Annotated in this window: 17 protein-coding genes and 1 pseudogene; 3 read left to right on the top strand and 15 right to left on the bottom strand. The window is 62.4% G+C overall.

The window, feature by feature from the left end; genetic code table 11:
- Window positions 1-7: 7 nt before the first annotated feature.
- Window positions 8-829: an ABC transporter substrate-binding protein gene (locus ABR948_RS02655; RefSeq protein WP_428113885.1), complete on the bottom strand. Its 822-nt coding sequence runs from the start codon at window positions 827-829 to the stop codon at window positions 8-10.
- Window positions 830-943: 114 nt separating this feature from the next.
- Here ABR948_RS02655 and ABR948_RS02650 point away from each other — a divergent pair, with 114 nt between their 5' ends.
- Window positions 944-1,933, top strand: coding sequence for a GntR family transcriptional regulator (locus tag ABR948_RS02650; protein ID WP_428113884.1), 990 nt, complete (start codon window positions 944-946; stop codon window positions 1,931-1,933).
- Window positions 1,934-2,287: 354 nt separating this feature from the next.
- Here the strand turns inward: ABR948_RS02650 and ABR948_RS02645 are convergent, their stop codons facing one another.
- The 9 genes from ABR948_RS02645 to ABR948_RS02605 are packed head-to-tail and all read right to left on the bottom strand — an operon-like array spanning window position 2,288 to window position 10,451.
- Complete coding sequence (locus tag ABR948_RS02645) at window positions 2,288-2,635, bottom strand: RidA family protein (RefSeq protein WP_428113882.1); 348 nt, start codon at window positions 2,633-2,635, stop codon at window positions 2,288-2,290.
- Window positions 2,636-2,650: 15 nt separating this feature from the next.
- Entirely contained in the window at window positions 2,651-3,772 is a 1,122-nt protein-coding gene (locus ABR948_RS02640; RefSeq protein WP_428113881.1) for an NAD(P)/FAD-dependent oxidoreductase, read from the bottom strand.
- Window positions 3,769-5,187 carry an FAD/NAD(P)-dependent oxidoreductase gene (locus ABR948_RS02635; RefSeq protein ID WP_428113879.1) on the bottom strand — a complete coding sequence of 473 codons (1,419 nt, stop codon included), beginning with the start codon at window positions 5,185-5,187 and terminating at the stop codon, window positions 3,769-3,771. The genes ABR948_RS02640 and ABR948_RS02635 overlap by 4 nt, the downstream gene beginning before the upstream one ends.
- Window positions 5,184-5,480, bottom strand: coding sequence for a (2Fe-2S)-binding protein (locus tag ABR948_RS02630; RefSeq protein ID WP_428113877.1), 297 nt, complete (start codon window positions 5,478-5,480; stop codon window positions 5,184-5,186). Before ABR948_RS02630 ends, ABR948_RS02635 begins: the two co-directional genes overlap by 4 nt.
- Window positions 5,481-5,512: 32 nt before the next feature.
- Window positions 5,513-6,649 (bottom strand): NAD(P)/FAD-dependent oxidoreductase, encoded by a 1,137-nt coding sequence (locus tag ABR948_RS02625; RefSeq protein WP_428113875.1) that lies wholly within the window; start codon window positions 6,647-6,649, stop codon window positions 5,513-5,515.
- 8 nt (window positions 6,650-6,657) lie between these two features.
- Window positions 6,658-7,464 carry an ABC transporter permease gene (locus ABR948_RS02620; RefSeq protein ID WP_428113874.1) on the bottom strand — a complete coding sequence of 269 codons (807 nt, stop codon included), beginning with the start codon at window positions 7,462-7,464 and terminating at the stop codon, window positions 6,658-6,660.
- Window positions 7,461-8,360, bottom strand: coding sequence for an ABC transporter permease (locus ABR948_RS02615; protein ID WP_428113872.1), 900 nt, complete (start codon window positions 8,358-8,360; stop codon window positions 7,461-7,463). The genes ABR948_RS02620 and ABR948_RS02615 overlap by 4 nt, the downstream gene beginning before the upstream one ends.
- A complete protein-coding gene (locus ABR948_RS02610; RefSeq protein WP_428113870.1) occupies window positions 8,357-9,397 on the bottom strand; it encodes an ABC transporter ATP-binding protein in 1,041 nt (346 codons plus the stop codon). Before ABR948_RS02610 ends, ABR948_RS02615 begins: the two co-directional genes overlap by 4 nt.
- Window positions 9,398-9,416: 19 nt before the next feature.
- Entirely contained in the window at window positions 9,417-10,451 is a 1,035-nt protein-coding gene (locus ABR948_RS02605) for an ABC transporter substrate-binding protein (protein WP_428113869.1), read from the bottom strand.
- A 214-nt stretch (window positions 10,452-10,665) separates the two neighbouring features.
- On the opposite strand from ABR948_RS02605, the gene ABR948_RS02600 reads away from it, so the two are divergent.
- Window positions 10,666-11,592: a LysR substrate-binding domain-containing protein gene (locus ABR948_RS02600; protein WP_428113868.1), complete on the top strand. Its 927-nt coding sequence runs from the start codon at window positions 10,666-10,668 to the stop codon at window positions 11,590-11,592.
- Here the strand turns inward: ABR948_RS02600 and ABR948_RS02595 are convergent.
- From ABR948_RS02595 to msrA, 3 genes are all read right to left on the bottom strand, one after another.
- Window positions 11,589-11,984: a hypothetical protein gene (locus tag ABR948_RS02595; RefSeq protein WP_428113866.1), complete on the bottom strand. Its 396-nt coding sequence runs from the start codon at window positions 11,982-11,984 to the stop codon at window positions 11,589-11,591. The genes ABR948_RS02600 and ABR948_RS02595 overlap by 4 nt on opposite strands.
- 96 nt (window positions 11,985-12,080) lie before the next feature.
- Window positions 12,081-13,721, bottom strand: a complete 1,641-nt coding sequence (locus ABR948_RS02590; RefSeq protein ID WP_428113864.1) for an acetolactate synthase large subunit — start codon at window positions 13,719-13,721, stop codon at window positions 12,081-12,083.
- The gene (msrA, locus tag ABR948_RS02585) at window positions 13,718-14,263 is read right to left on the bottom strand and encodes a peptide-methionine (S)-S-oxide reductase MsrA (protein WP_428113940.1); all 546 of its coding nucleotides are present in this window, start codon (window positions 14,261-14,263) and stop codon (window positions 13,718-13,720) included. Before msrA ends, ABR948_RS02590 begins: the two co-directional genes overlap by 4 nt.
- A 422-nt stretch (window positions 14,264-14,685) precedes the next feature.
- Between msrA and ABR948_RS02580 the strand changes: the two genes are divergently transcribed.
- Window positions 14,686-15,405 (top strand): ROK family protein, encoded by a 720-nt coding sequence (locus ABR948_RS02580; protein ID WP_428113863.1) that lies wholly within the window; start codon window positions 14,686-14,688, stop codon window positions 15,403-15,405.
- A 44-nt stretch (window positions 15,406-15,449) separates the two neighbouring features.
- On the opposite strand, the pseudogene ABR948_RS02575 reads toward ABR948_RS02580, so the two are convergent.
- Together ABR948_RS02575 and ABR948_RS02570 are read right to left on the bottom strand one after the other, a co-directional pair.
- Window positions 15,450-15,776: pseudogene (locus ABR948_RS02575) on the bottom strand (SDR family oxidoreductase); the annotation flags it as partial.
- Between the two features lie 13 nt (window positions 15,777-15,789).
- On the bottom strand, window positions 15,790-16,206 hold the full coding sequence (locus tag ABR948_RS02570; protein WP_428113861.1) for a Spy/CpxP family protein refolding chaperone: 417 nt from the start codon (window positions 16,204-16,206) through the stop codon (window positions 15,790-15,792).
- Window positions 16,207-16,226: the final 20 nt, after the last annotated feature.

The following is a 16,226-nucleotide window of genomic DNA, read 5'->3' as shown; positions in this document are numbered from 1 at the left end:
GGTCCTCTCAGTTGAGCAGCGACACCGAAGCAGGAAATTTCCAGGTCTCGATCAGCGTCTTGTAGGTGCCGTCGGCGACGAACTCCTTGAGCGCAGCTTCGACCGCCGCCTTCATAGCCACGTCACCCTTGCGCACCGCGATCCCGATTTGAGTATTCGCCTCGAATTCGGGACCAACCGTGGCGTAGGCGCCCGGCACCTTGTCCATCAATTCGACCGCGCCCGGCGTGGACGTAAACAGGGCGTCGGCGCGGCCTTGCCGCAGCGTCAACGCCGAATCCTGTGCGGTGGGCAGTGTCATCACGGTGATGCCTGCAAGTCCGCCATCGCGGCAGCGCTTGTCGTCCTGCCGCGCGTAGCTCTCCTGGATGCCGCCGAGCGTGACGGCGATGGTCTTGCCGCACAGGGAGGTGTCGCGGCCCGCGATCTTCGAGGGATTGGCCGCCTGCACGACGACAAGGCTGCCGATCCTCAGATAGGGAATGAACTCGACCTGAGCGGCGCGCTGATCATTGATATACATGGCCGAGTTGATGAGATCGATGCGCCCGCCCTGGAGTGCTGGGATCAGGCCCTTGAACTCCATGTTCATCGGCTTCGGCTCGGCTCCGAGCTTTTTGCTCAAGGCGCCGATCATGTCGATATCGAAGCCCGTGAGCTTGCTGTCCTTCTGATATTCAAACGGCGCGAAGGTCGCGGCGACGCCGTAGGTCAGTGCTCCCTTTTCGACGGGAGTAACGGCGGAAAAATCGGCGGCCATGGCGGACGCGATGACCTGTCCAGACAGGCAGAGCGACAGCATTCCGAAAATGATGCGCAAGCGTGACATGGTGTGACCCTGTGCCTCCGATTGTTTTATTGATGTTCAAATGTACAATAGATGCCACCCGTTTCGTCAAGCATTATTGACAGGCAGCTTGTGCTTAAGCCTTCAGCATCTCCGTTGTTGCATGGAACGGATCGGACAAGTATTGTATTAATAGTAACCCATTGTACTTTCGTAATGAATCTCCAAAACCTCCGCCTAATCATGACGCGTTCTTCCCGTCCGAACAGCTTCCACCTGGCCAATCAGCTTCTGGACGTCATCCGCGACGCCAGACTGGAACCGGGCCATCATCTGCGCGAGCAGCAGCTCGCCGACCTTGTCGGCGTTTCGCGCACGCCCATCCGCTCGGCGTTGAACCTTCTTGCCAAACGCGGAATCGTGGAGACGCGGAAGAACCATGGATACTTCCTGCGCAAGCCATTCGATTCCTTGCATCGCATCGAGATCGAGGTTCCTTCGACTGCCGACGAGAAACTCTATCAGAGGCTGGTTCGCGACCGCCTCGACAACGTCGTTCCGGATTCCATGACCCAGAGCGAACTCGCGCGCCGCTACGGCGTCGACCGGGTCGCGCTGACACGCACGCTGTCGCGGCTCGCCGAGGACGGATTGATCGCAAAGAACAGGGGGCACGGTTGGACCTTCCTTCCGACGTTCGATTCGCTGGTCGCACTGAAAGGCAGCTACGAATTTCGTCTCACGCTCGAACCCGCCTGCTTCCTGCTGCCGACATTCAGGCCGGATCTCGCCGCCATCGAGCGGATGCGCCTGCAGCATTTATATCTTATCTCGCATCCCGACATCATCACCGTCGGCAGTGCGCAACTGTTCGAAACCGACGCGGCGTTTCACGAAATGTGCGCCGAATTCAGCGGCAATGCCTTCTTCGTTCAGGCCATCCAGCACCAGAACCGGCTGAGGCGATTGTTGGAATTCGGCAGCTATTTCAACAGTCGCCGCGTCCAGGACTGGTGCCGCGAGCACCTCGCGATCATCGAGGCGATCGCCACGGGTGATCTGAGCCAGGCCTCCGCCAAAATGCGGCTGCATCTGGAGCAGGCATTAGCCGCGGCACCAGGCGCGCAACAAAAAGATAAAGCCTGACGATCAACGTCCCTCCAGCACAGAATTTTGCAGGCATCGCTCAAAATAATCACAGCATCCGAGCCGCCGCGTTGGCTTTTGCTCTGGCCGCGCTCATTGCGATCGCACTGCTCACCGTCGCTCAATTTGGCCCTTCGGTTCTGTTCGGCGGATAGCGCTTCCATTGGCTGGATGCTCGCTCGTGGACCAAGCAGGTTGCAAGTTAGTGCGCCTGTGCTTTATGTCGACCGCCTTTGCACTAGCGGCGGCCGTTCTATAACCGCCCATTACGCGAATGACCGCTATGCGCGGCCAACAGAGGCCATTCCATAAACAACATCAATCCTGGTCGCTATCGGCGCCGCGATATTTGCATCAGCCTTTGAGCGCGGTGACCACTACCTCGATCAAGGCACCGCCACCGAGATCGGCCACACCGACCGTTGCTCGCGTCGGCAGATTGTCGCCGAAGAATTCGGTCCAGGCCGCATCCATCTCCTTCTTCTTGGATAGGTCCGTTACGAAGATCGAGGCACTGACAACGCGGGATTCATTCGTTCCCGCCGCTTTCAGGTAACCGGCAATCTTGCCGAGGATGTTACGTGTCTGTTCGCCCATCGAGACGCTGGTGTCGTCGGCGATCGTGCCGCCGAGGAAGACGAAGCCGTTGGCTTCGACGGCGCGGTGCATGATCGGGGTGCGGATACTGCGGGTGATGCTCATGATGTCCTCTTGTTGCTAGAGCGTGGAAGGATGGAAACGATCGATGCGGAGATCGCCGATCCGGGTCTGGGTACCACCGTTGACGATCAGCTCCGCCATCACGGCACCAGCGCCGGGGCCAAGCTGGAAGCCGTGCAGCGAAAAGCCGAACTGGTGATAAAGGCCCTTGTGACGGGCGCTTGGCCCGAGCACGGGCAAATCGTCGTTGGTCCGGGCCTCGATGCCGGCCCAGGCCCGCACGATGGTGGCGCCGCGCATGACCGGAAACAGCTCGAACACGGTGCGCGCACTCACAGCGAGGCTCCGCCAATCCAGCACGGTTTCGTTGCGGTCCTGATCCGGCTTCGCGAGGTGGCCGCCGCCGATCAGCACGGTGCCGTTGGTGAATTGCTTGAAGGATAGCTTGCGGCCGCGCAGAATCACGACGGGATCGAGAAAGTGCGGCACGCGCGACGTGATCATCAACATCGGCGCGACGGTCTCAACCGGGACCGGCTCGCCGAGCGCAGCAGCGATCCGCCCCGCCCAGGCGCCGGCGGCATTGACCAGCACCGGCGCGGCGTAGGTGTCGGCGCCGACATCAACGTGCCAGAGCCCATCATACTGCCGGATGTTGCTTGCGGCCACACCCTCAATGACGGTCGCACCCAGCAGTTCTGCCTTGCGCCGAAACGCCGTCGTGGTCTGCGCGGGATTTGCCGCGCCATCACGCCGTGACACGACTGCGCCGGGACAAGTTTCGGCCACCGCAGGCACCAACCGGCGCAGCTCGGCCGCGTCAATCAGCTCTTCGTGGGTAAAGCCGAGCGCGTTCAGTTCCGCGACACGTGCGCGGCATACTTCCAGTTCTGCGTCATTCTCCGCGACCAGAACCTGACCATGGCTCTCGAAGCTGCAATCATCATCGACGAGCTGCTCGATCTTCTCCCAGATTCCCATCGAGCGGATCGAGAGGGGAATCTCGGGGACATGCCGTGCCAGCTGACGGACACCGCCGGCGTTCACGCCCGATGCGTGGCGGCCGGCGTAGTCCTTCTCGATCAGTACCGGCTTCATTCCGGCGAGACACAGATGCAGCGCCGTCGAGCATCCATGGATGCCGCCGCCCACGACGATCGCATCCACGCGTTTCGTCATCCGCGCACCACCGCCCTGACATCATCCTCTGTCTTCGGAACGGCCGCCAATTCAGCCAGCGTGATCGGCTTCACCGGTGCGCGCAGCCGGTAATAGCCGATCTCCTGCGGACTCTTTCCACGCGCCTCGGCCATCAACTCGGTGACGGTGAGACCGCACAGCCGTCCCTGACACGGACCCATGCCGGTGCGGCGATAGGCCTTGAGCTGGTTGGGCCCGGTCGCCCCGATCGCGACCGCATCGAGGATGTCCTTTGCGCTGACCTCCTCGCAGCGGCAGACGATGGTGTCGCCCGAGGGAATGCGGAACTGCGGCGCGGGACGAAACAGCGTATCGAGGAAAGTGCGTCCACGCTCCGCCTGAACGAGACCGGTTCTTAGCGTCGCCATGGGCGCGAGCTTCGCGGCGGCCGCGGGCGCCAGCGCCTCCACCGCGGCGCGCGCCGCCATGCGACCGCGAAACACCGCCGCTCCCGCGCCGCCGATCCCGGCGCCGTCACCGGCGATCGCAATGCCGTCGATCGATGAATTACCGATCTCATCAAGCACCGGCGACCAGCATAGTTGCAGCTCATCCCAGCGATGCTCGATGCCGGCCGCCATCGCGAGATTGACGTTGGGCACGACGCCCTGATGCAGGAGCAGCAAATCCGCTTGCAGCGTCTCGCGCCCGCCACCAGCGAGATAGCTCACCGTTGCGAGCTGGCCGTCGCCGACTGCGGCGAGTTCGCGGACTCTGGAGACGACAGGCACCTTCGCCCGCACCTCCCGCATAAGGGCAAGACCCTTGGCGAAATAGGGCGAGGTCACGAAGGCGAAGGCGTGGGGCAGCGCGGCGAGGTAGTTGCGGCGCTCGGTGGTGTCGAGGATGCGATCGATGCGGCCGCCGAGGCGCAGGATCTGCGCCGCCAGCAGCCAAAGCAGCGGCCCCTGCCCCGCGATCACCGTGCGCCCCTCCGGTACCAGTGCCGACGACTTCAGCATCGTCTGCGCGGCGCCTGCGGTCATTACGCCGGGCAACGTCCAGCCGGGAATCGGAAATGGCCGCTCCAGCGCGCCGGTCGCGAGAATGACGCGTTGCGCCTTGACGAAGGCCGATACGCCCCCCACGGAGACGCCGATCTCGAGATTGCGATCGAGGCTCCAGACGGTGGCACGCTGGATGATCTCGGCGCCGCTTTCGCGCGCGGCCTGAACGAGCTCCGCGCCCGCCCAGTAATCGGCGCCGAGCCGGTCACGCTCGGTCACCGGCGTCGAGGCGATGGCGCGAAAGACCTGGCCGCCGGGACCCATATTCTCGTCGAGCAGCAGCGTCGACAGGCCGGCCTCGGCCGCCGTCGCAGCAGCGCCGAGCCCGGCGGGCCCAGCGCCAATCACCACGACGTCGTAGCTCTCGCGCTTGGGGGTCGTGGTCATTTTCCGATCTCCCGCTTTCCCTTCTGGATCTCGATCTGCATGCCTTCAACGACCGGCACCAGGCAGCCCTGGCGGTTGCCGACGCCATCGATGGTGACGAGACAGTCGAAGCACACGCCCATCATGCAATAGGGCAGCCGCGGTGCACCGCTCACCGCGGTGGCGCGGCGCACGTCGCGGCCGCAGGCCAGCAGCGCGGCGGAGACGGTATCGCCCGCGCGCGCCGCGACGACGGCGCCGTCCACGAAGATCTGCACCGATGGTCTTTTGTCCTGTTCGGATCGTTTGAACATGGGGATGCCTCTTGGCTCCTTGTCTGATGTCACTAGTAGCCGCTGCTGTTTGCGGCATGGCCGCCTTCGAATCGGTGGGCCGAGAACGCGCCGACCAGTTCCGGCTCAAGCACACCGGCCGCGACCATGCGCGCGACTTCGAAAGCGTGGTTGGACGCAAGCGTAACGCCGGAATGGCAGCAGGCCACGAATGCGCCGGGATGGGTTTCCGACTGGTCGTAGATCGGAAAGCCGTCCTGCGGCATGACGCGGATGCCGGCCCAGCTCCTGACCACATTGAGCCGCGCCAAATGCGGGAACATCCGCTGCGCACGATCCGCCATCACGGCGCTGATGGAATGCTTCAGCGTGCGATCGTCGAGCTCGTCTTCCTTGCTGTCCCCGATCATCACCGTGCCCTCGTCGGTCTGGCGGATCGTGGTCAGCGGATGCGGCAGAAACGGCACGGTGCGCTCGGTCACGACGATCTGGCCGCGGGTCGGGCCCATCGGGGCGGACAAGCCGACCATCGGCGCGAGCGTCTGGTTGGCATTGCCGGCGGCGAGCACGATCTTGCCGGCGCGTAGCTCGCCCTTCGGCGTCGTCAGTCGGAATTCTCCACCCTCATGGGCGATCGCCGAGACCGGGCGCTCCGGGAAATAGTCGATGCCCAACGACTTGAAGCCGGTATGGAAGGCACGGAATGCCCGCAGCGAATTGACGTGGCCGTCGAGCGGGCAGAAGCTGCCGCCTGACACCTCCGGGCCGATCAACGGCAGCATCTTCCTGACCTCGGTTGCCCGCAGCATCTCCATCTTGTAGTCGGCCGCACCCACTTGGTTGTGCATCCGCGTGACGAGTTGGCCGCGCTGCTCGAATTCGTCATCGCCCAGCGTCAGATGGAAGCCGCCATTCTGCTGGAGACAGACGTCGAGACCGGTCTGCGCCTTCAATTCGGCGGCGAGCCTGCCCCATGTCTCCGAAGCCCGCACGGTCCAGCTGGTGTACGCCGGCATCCCTAAACCCTTGCTCTGGACCCAGACCAGCGCAAAGTTCGCGCGCGAGGCGCGCTTGGTGATGTCACCCTCGTCAAGAACCGCGACCGTCTTGCCGATGCGGCCAAGACCCCAGGCGATGGCGGAACCAAGCAGCCCGCCGCCGACGACGGCGACGTCATAATCCCTAGACATGAGTTCTCCTATTGCCCCGTGTCGCTCCTGCCGGCGAGCACACGGTCGAGCCCGTAGAAGCGGTCGAGCAGAATGAGGGCGGTCATGGTGATCGCGATCACGCAGGCCGAGACGGACGTCACCAGCGGATCGATGTTGTCTTGGATATAGAGGAACATGCGCACCGGCAGCGTCTCGGTGCCCGGTGCGGCCAGGAAGACAGTCATGGTCAGATCGTCGAACGACTGGATGAAGGCGAGCGCCCAGCCGCTGACGACGCCCGGCAGGATCAGCGGCAGGGTGACGCGGCGGAACAGCGTCCAGCCGCCGGCGCCAAGCGAGATCGCCGCCATCTCGACCGAGAGATCCATGCCGGTGGCCGCCGCGAGCGTCAGCCGCAACGCGAATGGAAACACGACGATGACATGAGCGATGATCAACGCCGCAAAGCTGCCGCCCATTCCGATCGACGTGAAGAAGCGGAGGAAGGCGATGCCGAGCACGACGTGCGGAATCATCAACGGCGACAGGAACAGCGCCGCGAGCGCATCGCGGCCGCGGAACTTGTATCGCGCGATCGCCAGCGCCGCCGGCACCGCGAACAGCAGCGCCACGAAGGAAGACAGTGCGCCAAGGCCAAGGCTGATCCAGAAGGCGCGGACGAATTCCGGATAGTTCGCGATCGCCCTGAACCAGCGCAGCGAGAAGCCGTTGGTCGGCAGCGACAGGTAGCCCTCGGGCGTGAAAGCGACGAGACAGACCACCACGATCGGCGCCAGCATGATGACGACGAACATGCCATGGAAGATCAACGCGAGCGGGCCGTTCCCTCTCATCGGAACACCTCGGCGTAGCGCCGCTCGATCAACGCGTTGCTGCCGACGACAATCAGCACCAGCGCAACCAGCAGCAGGATTGCGACCGCGGCTCCGAGCGGCCAGTTCAGCGTGTTGAGAAACTCGTCATAAGCGAGCGTCGCCGCGACCTTGAGCCGGCGGCCACCGATGATGGCGGGGGTCGCAAAGGCGCTGGCGGCGAGCGAGAATACGATGATCGCGCCCGACAGCACGCCCGGCATGATCTGCGGCATGATGATGCGACGGATAATGGTGAGCGAACCGGCGCCGAGCGACAGCGCGGCATTCTCGATTTGCGGGTCGAGCCGTTGCAGTGCCGCCCACACCGACAGCACCATGAACGGCATCATCACGTGCGCCAGCGCGACCACCATGCCGGTCTCCGTGAACATGAAGCGCAAGGGCGCGCCAATCACCCCGAGCGACATCAAGAGCTTGTTGACGAGCCCGTTGTTGCCGCCGAACAAGAGCGCCCAGCCGAGCGTGCGCGCCACCACCGAGACCAGAAGCGGCCCGAGGATCACGAGCAGGAAGAAGCTCTTCCAGCGTCCGCTCATGCGGTTGAGAATGTAGGCTTCCGGCGCGCCGAGCACGGCAGTGATCAGCGTGGTCAGAGCCGCGATGCGGAAGGTCCGCCAGAACATCTCGGCGTAATAGGGATCGGTAGCGATCTCGCGCCAGTTTTTCAGGATGAAGACCGGCTCGATGCCCTTGTACTGGCCCCAGTCGTGGAACGACAGCAGCACGGTCATTGCGAGCGGAATCAGCAGCACGCCGACGAACAGCATCAGGGCGGGCGCCGTGAGCGCCCATGGCGCGCGCGCACTCCGCCCGTCCGCGCCAGCTTGCGGAGCCGTGTCCGCGACCGCGCTCATGCGGCGCCCCCGGCGCGCAAGCTCATGTCGTCCGGCTTCCAGACAAGGCGAACGGCGTCGCCTTCGGCGGGCTGCGCGTGGCCGTCATTCTGGCGGATCACGATCGCCAAGCCGGCTTCGCTCTCACATTGGAACAGCCAGTGATTGCCCTGGAAGACGCGGGTGACGATCTTCGCGTTGAGCCCGGCGTCCCCGAAGCCGATACGTTCGGGACGGATGCTGATCGTCACCGGACCGCTCAGCCCGGCCGGTGCCGGAGCGCTCCAGGAGCCCGCAACCAGCCGCGCGGGAACGGCGGTTCGATCGATCGTCGCAGCGAAGTCGTTGGTCTTGCCGAGGAACTGCGACACGAAGGCCGAGGCCGGCCGCTCATAGATTTCCTGCGGCGTGCCGATCTGCTCGATGCGGCCCTGGCTCATCACCACGATCCGGTCCGACAGCGACATCGCCTCGTTCTGGTCGTGAGTGACCAGGATCGTGGTGGTGCCGAGCGTGCGCTGAATCTGGCGCAGTTCGATCTGCATCTCCTCGCGCAGCTTGGCGTCGAGGTTCGACAGCGGCTCGTCGAGCAGAAGCACGCTCGGCCTGATCACCAACGCGCGCGCGAGCGCCACGCGCTGCTGCTGGCCGCCGGACATGCGGCGCGGATGGCGGTCCTCGTAGCCGGCGAGACCGACCATCGCGAGCGCGGCACGGACGCGTTCGGCGCGCTCGGTGCGTGGCACCTTGCGCATCTCCAGACCGAAGGCGACATTTTCCGCGGCCGTCATATGCGGAAACAGCGCGTAGCTCTGGAACACGATGCCAAGCCCGCGCTTGGCCGGATGCACCGCGGTCAGGTCCTTGCCCTCCAGCCGGATCGCGCCACGCGAGGGATCGAGAAAGCCCGCGATCATCTGCAGGGTCGTGGTCTTGCCGCAGCCCGAGGGGCCAAGGAAGGAGATGAACTCCCCCTTGCCGACCACCAGGCTGAAATCGTCGACGACGCTCTGCGCCCCGAACTGCTTCCCGACGCGATCGAGTTCGAGATAGGCCATGGATCTTTTCCCGATCAGCTCAGCGCTCGACTTCGCGATTCCAGCGTTTGGTCCACTCCTCACGCTTGTCGTTGATGATGCTCCAGTCTGCCGTGTAGAGCTTGGCAGCGCGCTCGCCGACCGGAGCCATCTTGCTGAGCTCCGGCGGGACCGCGACCGTTTTCAGCGCGGGGCCGTAGCCATAATCCTTTAACATTACGAGCTGGATCTTTGGTTCAAGCAGCGCCTTGATGAAGCTGGAGGCGAGTGGCGACGCATTGGGTTTGGCAATCGGACAGGCGGTCGTAAGCAGCGTGACGGCGCCTTCCTTGGGATAGACGAAATCAACCGGGAAGCCGGTGTAGGCGAAGCTCTGCACGCGGCCCGAACCCCAGACGGCCAGCACCGCCTGTCCCGACTGGAACAGCTCGGTCATCTTGCCCGGTGAGGGTTCGTAGGCCAGGACATTGGAATTGATCTCGTCCTTGAAGATCCGAAAGCCGGCATCGACGTTGGCTTCGCTGCCGCCATTCATCTTGGCCAGCATCAACAGCGCGTGCAGGCCGTAGGTGTTGTTGATCGGTGGAATGACCACCTGCTTCTGGTACTTCGGATCCCGCAGGTCGTTCCAGGAGGTCGGCGGCGCCCAGCCTTTCTCGGCGAAGACCTTGGTGTTGTACATCAGGCCGGTTGCGACCAGACCGGTACCGATGGCGCGATCATCCTTGAACCGCGCTGCATCATAGAGATCAGCAGGAAGGCCGTCGACCTTGCCGCAGAAGCCGAGCTGAATCGCCTGATACATTGGACCGTCATCGACGATGGCGACATCGATCTGCTGGTTACCCTTCTGCGCCTGCAGTTTGGCCAGCGTATCCGTCGAGTTGCCGGCGACATATTCAACCTTGACGCCATTCGCCTGTTCGAAAGCCGGGATCACCTCGTCGCGGATCGTCTTCTCGTATGAGCCGCCATAACCAGCTACGTAGAGCGTCTTTTGCTGCGCCGAGGCGGCTGACGGGACCGTGGCGAGCGCCGCGATGCTGACCGCTGTCAGAAGGCTGAGAGACTTCATCTGGACAGTCCTCCAATACCGCGGCGAAGAAGCCGTGCTGACGATCTGACGGCCGGAGCGCGCATCTGCCTTTGGCGGCCAAGGGGCTTTTGCCCCATCTGCCGAGAAAACGGGCTATCTCCAGCGTTGCTGAAAAAGATCGCAACACGCGCTTCCGTCGTCCAATGAATAATGGCACCCTTTGTATGCCGAAATGTTATGGATGGAGATTGGCATGGCGCGAATCAACTCGCGGCAGGTGGAAGCCTTCCGCGCGGTGATGCTCACCGGCAGCGTGACCGAGGCGGCGAAGCTGATCTCCGTGACGCAGCCGGCGGTCAGTCGGTTGCTGCGCGACTTCCAGGCGCTCTTGAAGATGGAGCTGTTCGAACGGCGTGGCACCGGACTGGTGCCGACCGCCGCCGCGACGGCGCTTTACACGGAAGTGGAGCGCTCCTTTGTAGGTCTCGAACGCATCACCGCAGCGGCCGAAGAAATCCGTGGCCGTCGCACCGGCACGTTGCGGATCGCGGCGCTGCCGGCGCTCTCGAATGGTTATCTGCCGCGGCTCGCCGGGCACTTTCTCAAACAGCGTCCGAATCTCAATCTCGCCTTCTTCGGCGTGATTTCACCGATCGTCATCGATTGGGTGCTGAACAATCAGTGCGACATCGGCTTCGCCGAGATCCCGATCGCCCATTCCGGCCTGCCGAGCCAGCGGCTGCCACCTCTGCCGCGCGTCGCGGTTCTGCCATCCGGGCATCCGCTGGCAGCAAAGGAAGTCCTGGAGCCGCGCGATTTCGAGGGCGAAACGTTCATCTCACTCTCGGCCGGATCGAGCAGCCGACATCTGATCGACCAGACTTTCCAGCGCGACGATGTGCGCCGCGTGCTGAGAGTCGAAACCACGCTGTCAGAAATCATGTGCGGGATGGTGTCGTCCGGGCTTGGCGTTGCAATATGCGATCCTTTCACCGCGCAGGAATTTGCAACCCGTGGCGTCGTCGCGCGGCGCTTCGTGCCGCGGATCGATTTCGAGTTTGCAGCCGTTTTCCCCCCGCAACGCAGCCCCTCGCCAGTGGCTTTGGATCTGGTGGAGACCATACGCCAAGCGCTCGACGAATTAGATCAGAATCCATCCGATCTGATTTGCACTAACTAGCTTGCCGACAAACCGGATTTACTCGACCGGGATAGGCGGAGATAGGCGACCAGCGTTTCGTCGAAACCGTGGAAATTGACTACGGTGCGATGGGTGTAGAGATACTCTTTATTTGAAGCGCGGAATGATCTTAGGTACGCCCGTCGTGCAGCCCGAGAGTTGAAACGGCGCGACCTGGTGGGGGGCGTGTTCGACCGCCGCCACCCGCTTCCTGGCGTCCTCCGCATTCTCGCGTCGATCATCTTCTCCAGGGAATGCGCCTGATCTCCAAGCTCTGCGCCGCCGCTCTTGGAGGCGATCGTGATTTCCAGCAAAAGAATTTCGCGACGCATTTGCTCCGAGAATGCAATGAAATCAAATCGCTGATCTCCGGCCTGCGCAATGTGCGGCAAGGGTGCAGATCGGGATGGCCGCCAAAAGTGGTCATTCGATTGGCACTAATGGTTTGACGCGGCCGCAATAGTGTCCCAGTCGGTTCAAAAGGGTTTTCACTCAGCCTGGACGACCGAGTGCAGCTCGTTGACAAGCACGCGCATGTTCTCGCTGTAGTCGACGGGCGCCACAACGAGATGCACGTCGCCTTCGCTGAAAGCAGCTTCCAGCATCGTCGAGAGCTCCGAGGCCTTGCCGACGCGGGAGCCCTTGGCGCCGTATGACTTCGCATACGCGACGAAATCAGGATTGCCGAAGTCGAGGCCGAAGTCGGAAAACCCGTCGACTTCCTGTTTCCAACGGATCATACCGTAGGCGCGATCCTCAAGCACAAGCACGACGAGGTTCAGCCTTAGCCGCACGGCCGTCTCAAGCTCCTGCGAATTCATCATGAAGCCGCCATCGCCGCAGACAGCGAGCACGCGTCTATCCGGATAGATCAGCGACGCCGCGATTGCCGAAGGGAGACCCGCACCCATGGTCGCGAGGGCGTTGTCGAGCAGCAGCGTGTTGGCGACGCTGGTGCGATAGTTGCGGGCAAACCAGATCTTGTACATGCCGTTGTCGAGGGCAACGATACCGTCCGGGGGGATGACCTGACGGACGTCGTGCACGATGCGCTGAGGCGTCAGCGGGAACCGATCCTCCGTCGAACCCTCGGCGAGATGGGCAAGAATCCCCTCCCGCAGACCCAGCAATGCCGAGGCATTGGGGAGCTTGCCTTCCAGGCGATCGGCTATAGCCGCGAGGCTGGCGCCAACGTCTCCGACGATCTCCGCCTGCGGGAAGTATACTTGCTCCACCGTTGCTGGCGTAGCGCCGACATGGATGACCTGCGGTCCACTATGGCCCATCAGGAAAGGGGGTTTCTCGACGGTATCATGGCCGATTGAAATAATAAGGTCAGCCTGGTCGATGGCCTCGTGAACCCAATCCCGTTCCGACAGCGCGGCCGTGCCCATATAGAGGTTGGAGCCCGCATTGACGGCGCCCTTCCCCATCTGGGTGTTGAAGAATGGGATCTTGCATCTTCGCACGAACGCCGACAGCGGCTCGGCGAGCTGCGGGCGGCTTGCCGCGGCGCCCAGCATAACCAGTGGCCTGCTGGCGCCCATGATCATCGCTGCGGCGCGCTCGATGGCCACTGCAGGCGCAACCGGAAGCTCGACGACATGTGGGGGAATGATGTCCACAACAGCTTCATCGGCCGCGATATCCTCCGGCAGTTCGAGATGCACCGGGCCCGGCCGCTCCTGCTGCGCGACCCGGAAGGCGTCGCGAACCAGAGTCGGAATACTCTGCGCGGAGACGATCTGCGTCGCCATCTTGGTGAGCGGTCGCATGGCCGCGACGATGTCGACGATCTGGAAGCGCGCCTGACGGCTGCTCCGGATCGCCTTCTGTCCGGTGATCATGACCATCGGCATCGCGCCCAAATGCGCGTAGGCCGCAGCCGTCGTCAGATTGGGCGCACCGGGACCCAGCGTCGTCAGGCAGACGCCCGCGCGTCCGGTGAGACGTCCGTAGGTCGCCGCCATGAAGCCGGCAGCCTGCTCGTGCCGCGTCAGCACGAGCTTGATCTTCGAGCGCCGCAGCGATTCCAGCACGTCGAGATTCTCCTCGCCCGGGATGGCGAAGATGTACGCGACCCCCTCGTTTTCGAGGCCGGCCACCAGCAGATCGGATCCTTTTGTCACGCCGCCGAAACTCCGTCCGCGCTTGAATCAGCTTTCTCCGCCCGGTGTGGCAGCGTCCAGTTCGGCCGAATGAAGTGACAAGTGTAGCCGTCCGGATATTTCTCCAGATAATCCTGATGCTCGGGCTCGGCCTCCCAGAACGGCCCAGCGGCTGCCACCTCGGTGACAACCTTGCCCGGCCAAAGGCCGGAAGCATCGACATCGGCAATGGTGTCTTCCGCGATCCGCTTCTGCTCGTCGCTGGTATAGAAGATCGCCGACCGATAGCTCGCTCCCCGGTCGTTGCCCTGACGATTCAACGTCGAGGGATCATGGATCTGGAAAAAGAATTCCAGCAGCTTTCGATAGCTGATGGTCAGCGGATCGAAGGTAATCTCAATGGCTTCCGCGTGATTGCCGTGGTTGCGATACGTCGCGTTCGGCACCTCGCCTCCGGTGTAGCCCACCCTCGTTGAAATCACGCCGGGATACCGGCGCAGCAAATCCTGCACCCCCCAGAAGCAGCCGCCGGCAAGGACTGCGCGTTCCGCCGAAACCGTCATGTCTATCCTCCCTCGGTTCGTTGCGGGCGTCGTTCCCGAGGCTTCTATCAAAGACACATAATGAGGCCGAACGATGCAGAAGTGCAAATATTCACGAACGGCTGCTTCGCGCTAGGAGCGACCATCTTGTAACCGCTCAGTATGCGAATTCCGCTGGCTGGCGACGCAGTGCTGATCGCACCCGTCTCTGGCCAAATTCCCTGTTAACAGGGAATTTTACAGGGAATTTTGCGTTTTCGAGGGGTCTTACGACGATTTCGGTTCAAGAAAGTGCTGCATCGCAGCGCCTTTTTGCAAAATTTCCCACGCAAATTAACAGGGAAAATAATTCAGGTAACAGGGAAATCTTTGCGGGCATCAGGGAATTATTGTTCCATAAGACGTCGCTGCTTAATGCAGACGTCCAAAAAAGAGCTCTAGGAATGAAAATCTTGGCCATCGATGTCGGCGGGACTCACGTCAAAATACTTGTCACCGGCAAGAAGCAAAAGAGGGAGATTGTCTCTGGACCAAGAATGACAGCACGGCAGATGGTCTCCAGTGTAAAGAAACTTGCGCGGGGCTGGGCCTACGACGTGGTATCAGTCGGCTTTCCCGGACCGGTCCTTCACAATCGTCCCGTCGCCGAACCTCACAATCTGGGACCGGGTTGGATGGGCTTCGATTTTGCTTCGGCATTCGGCTTGCCCGTAAGAGTTCTAAACGATGCGGCTATGCAGGCTCTCGGCAGTTACCAGGGCGGAAGGCTGTTGTTCCTAGGATTGGGAACGGGACTCGGCTCAGCGATGATCGTGAACGGTATTGTCGAGCCTATGGAACTCGGCCACTTACCCTACAAGAAGGGCACATACGAAGATTATGTTGGCGAGAGGGGCCTCGCGCACGTCGGCAAGAAGCGTTGGCGCAGGCTTGTTAAAGATGTGATCGAACGATTGGTCGCGGCAACTGAACCCGAGGATGTCGTCATAGGCGGCGGAAACCTCGTGCACTTGAAGAAGCTGCCGCAAGGATGCCGTGCCGGCAACAATGCCTATGCCTTCATCGGCGGCTTCCGTATGTGGAACACCGCGCACGCTCCGACCAATCGTCGCCGCGAAAAGACAAAGCCGTCAGCCTCGGGGAAGCAGCGCACGCCAACTTGAGGATTGAAGATCGTGGCCGACGTTGCCTCCGAAATCCGTTCATTTGCAAACCCGGCCTGCAAGCAATCAGTAATACGGCTGTGCAGATCTTCCTTCGGCGCGTAGGAAATCGAGTAGAGCAGGAAATCGAGACGGCCCCATTCTCTCCTGATGGGGCCTCAAGCTGCCCGGGGCTCGCGCACATCGCAGGGCATCACGATCGGGCTCCCGAGCTGCTCGGCGAGCTGACGAACGAATGGTTCGGCTGGCGCGTTCAGATAGGTCACGGCGAGTTCCGCGCCGGCACTGCGAAGCACGTCAGCGCAGCCATACGCTTTGCTGTTCCGGTTGGCTATGCCGACGATCAAACCCCTCTTGCCCTTAAGCGGCACACCGTGCTCCGGCTCATTCGCGGCCTTGACGTTCGCGGAACCTGTCGAACTTGGCCTTCTGCCGGGCGTCGAGGCTGTTGTAAAAAGCGATCAGCTTCGGGTTCTCCGCCTTCAAAGCGTTGAGCCGCGCTTCAAGGAAGTTCTGACCGAAAACCAGACGGGCCTCGAAAGACGACAGATCCGGCTTATTGGCACAGAGAGTTGTCTTCGCCGTCTCAAGTGACTTCCGGCGTTCCTCGTGGAATTCCTTGAAAGCAGCCTTTTGCGCGTCATTGAGATCCAGATGTTCGGCGAGCCGATCCGCCAGCTCGGGATGGTGCGTCGGCCCGCCACGCTCGGCGCAAAGCCGCTCGAACGGCGCGTGACCTGGCCCGGCTTGCGCTGCCGCCGGACCCAGGGTCACGGCAAAGGCCGCTGCAGCGACGATCACGATCGAAAAGTTCGGTTTCC

Origin of the sequence: Bradyrhizobium sp. (assembly GCF_050014615.1) — a bacterium.
Classification (GTDB): domain Bacteria; phylum Pseudomonadota; class Alphaproteobacteria; order Rhizobiales; family Xanthobacteraceae; genus Bradyrhizobium.
Note: the sequence above shows the minus strand (reverse complement) of the source record. Positions and strands in the feature narration are given on the sequence as shown.

Coding starts and splice junctions, on each gene's coding strand:
- ABR948_RS02655 (WP_428113885.1), bottom strand. CDS start 829: ATGTCACGCTTGCGCATCATTTTCGGAATGCTGTCGCTCTGCCTGTCT.
- ABR948_RS02645 (WP_428113882.1), bottom strand. CDS start 2,635: ATGAGCATCACCCGCAGTATCCGCACCCCGATCATGCACCGCGCCGTC.
- ABR948_RS02640 (WP_428113881.1), bottom strand. CDS start 3,772: ATGACGAAACGCGTGGATGCGATCGTCGTGGGCGGCGGCATCCATGGA.
- ABR948_RS02635 (WP_428113879.1), bottom strand. CDS start 5,187: ATGACCACGACCCCCAAGCGCGAGAGCTACGACGTCGTGGTGATTGGC.
- ABR948_RS02630 (WP_428113877.1), bottom strand. CDS start 5,480: ATGTTCAAACGATCCGAACAGGACAAAAGACCATCGGTGCAGATCTTC.
- ABR948_RS02625 (WP_428113875.1), bottom strand. CDS start 6,649: ATGTCTAGGGATTATGACGTCGCCGTCGTCGGCGGCGGGCTGCTTGGT.
- ABR948_RS02620 (WP_428113874.1), bottom strand. CDS start 7,464: ATGAGAGGGAACGGCCCGCTCGCGTTGATCTTCCATGGCATGTTCGTC.
- ABR948_RS02615 (WP_428113872.1), bottom strand. CDS start 8,360: ATGAGCGCGGTCGCGGACACGGCTCCGCAAGCTGGCGCGGACGGGCGG.
- ABR948_RS02610 (WP_428113870.1), bottom strand. CDS start 9,397: ATGGCCTATCTCGAACTCGATCGCGTCGGGAAGCAGTTCGGGGCGCAG.
- ABR948_RS02605 (WP_428113869.1), bottom strand. CDS start 10,451: ATGAAGTCTCTCAGCCTTCTGACAGCGGTCAGCATCGCGGCGCTCGCC.
- ABR948_RS02600 (WP_428113868.1), top strand. CDS start 10,666: ATGGCGCGAATCAACTCGCGGCAGGTGGAAGCCTTCCGCGCGGTGATG.
- msrA (WP_428113940.1), bottom strand. CDS start 14,263: ATGACGGTTTCGGCGGAACGCGCAGTCCTTGCCGGCGGCTGCTTCTGG.
- ABR948_RS02580 (WP_428113863.1), top strand. CDS start 14,686: ATGAAAATCTTGGCCATCGATGTCGGCGGGACTCACGTCAAAATACTT.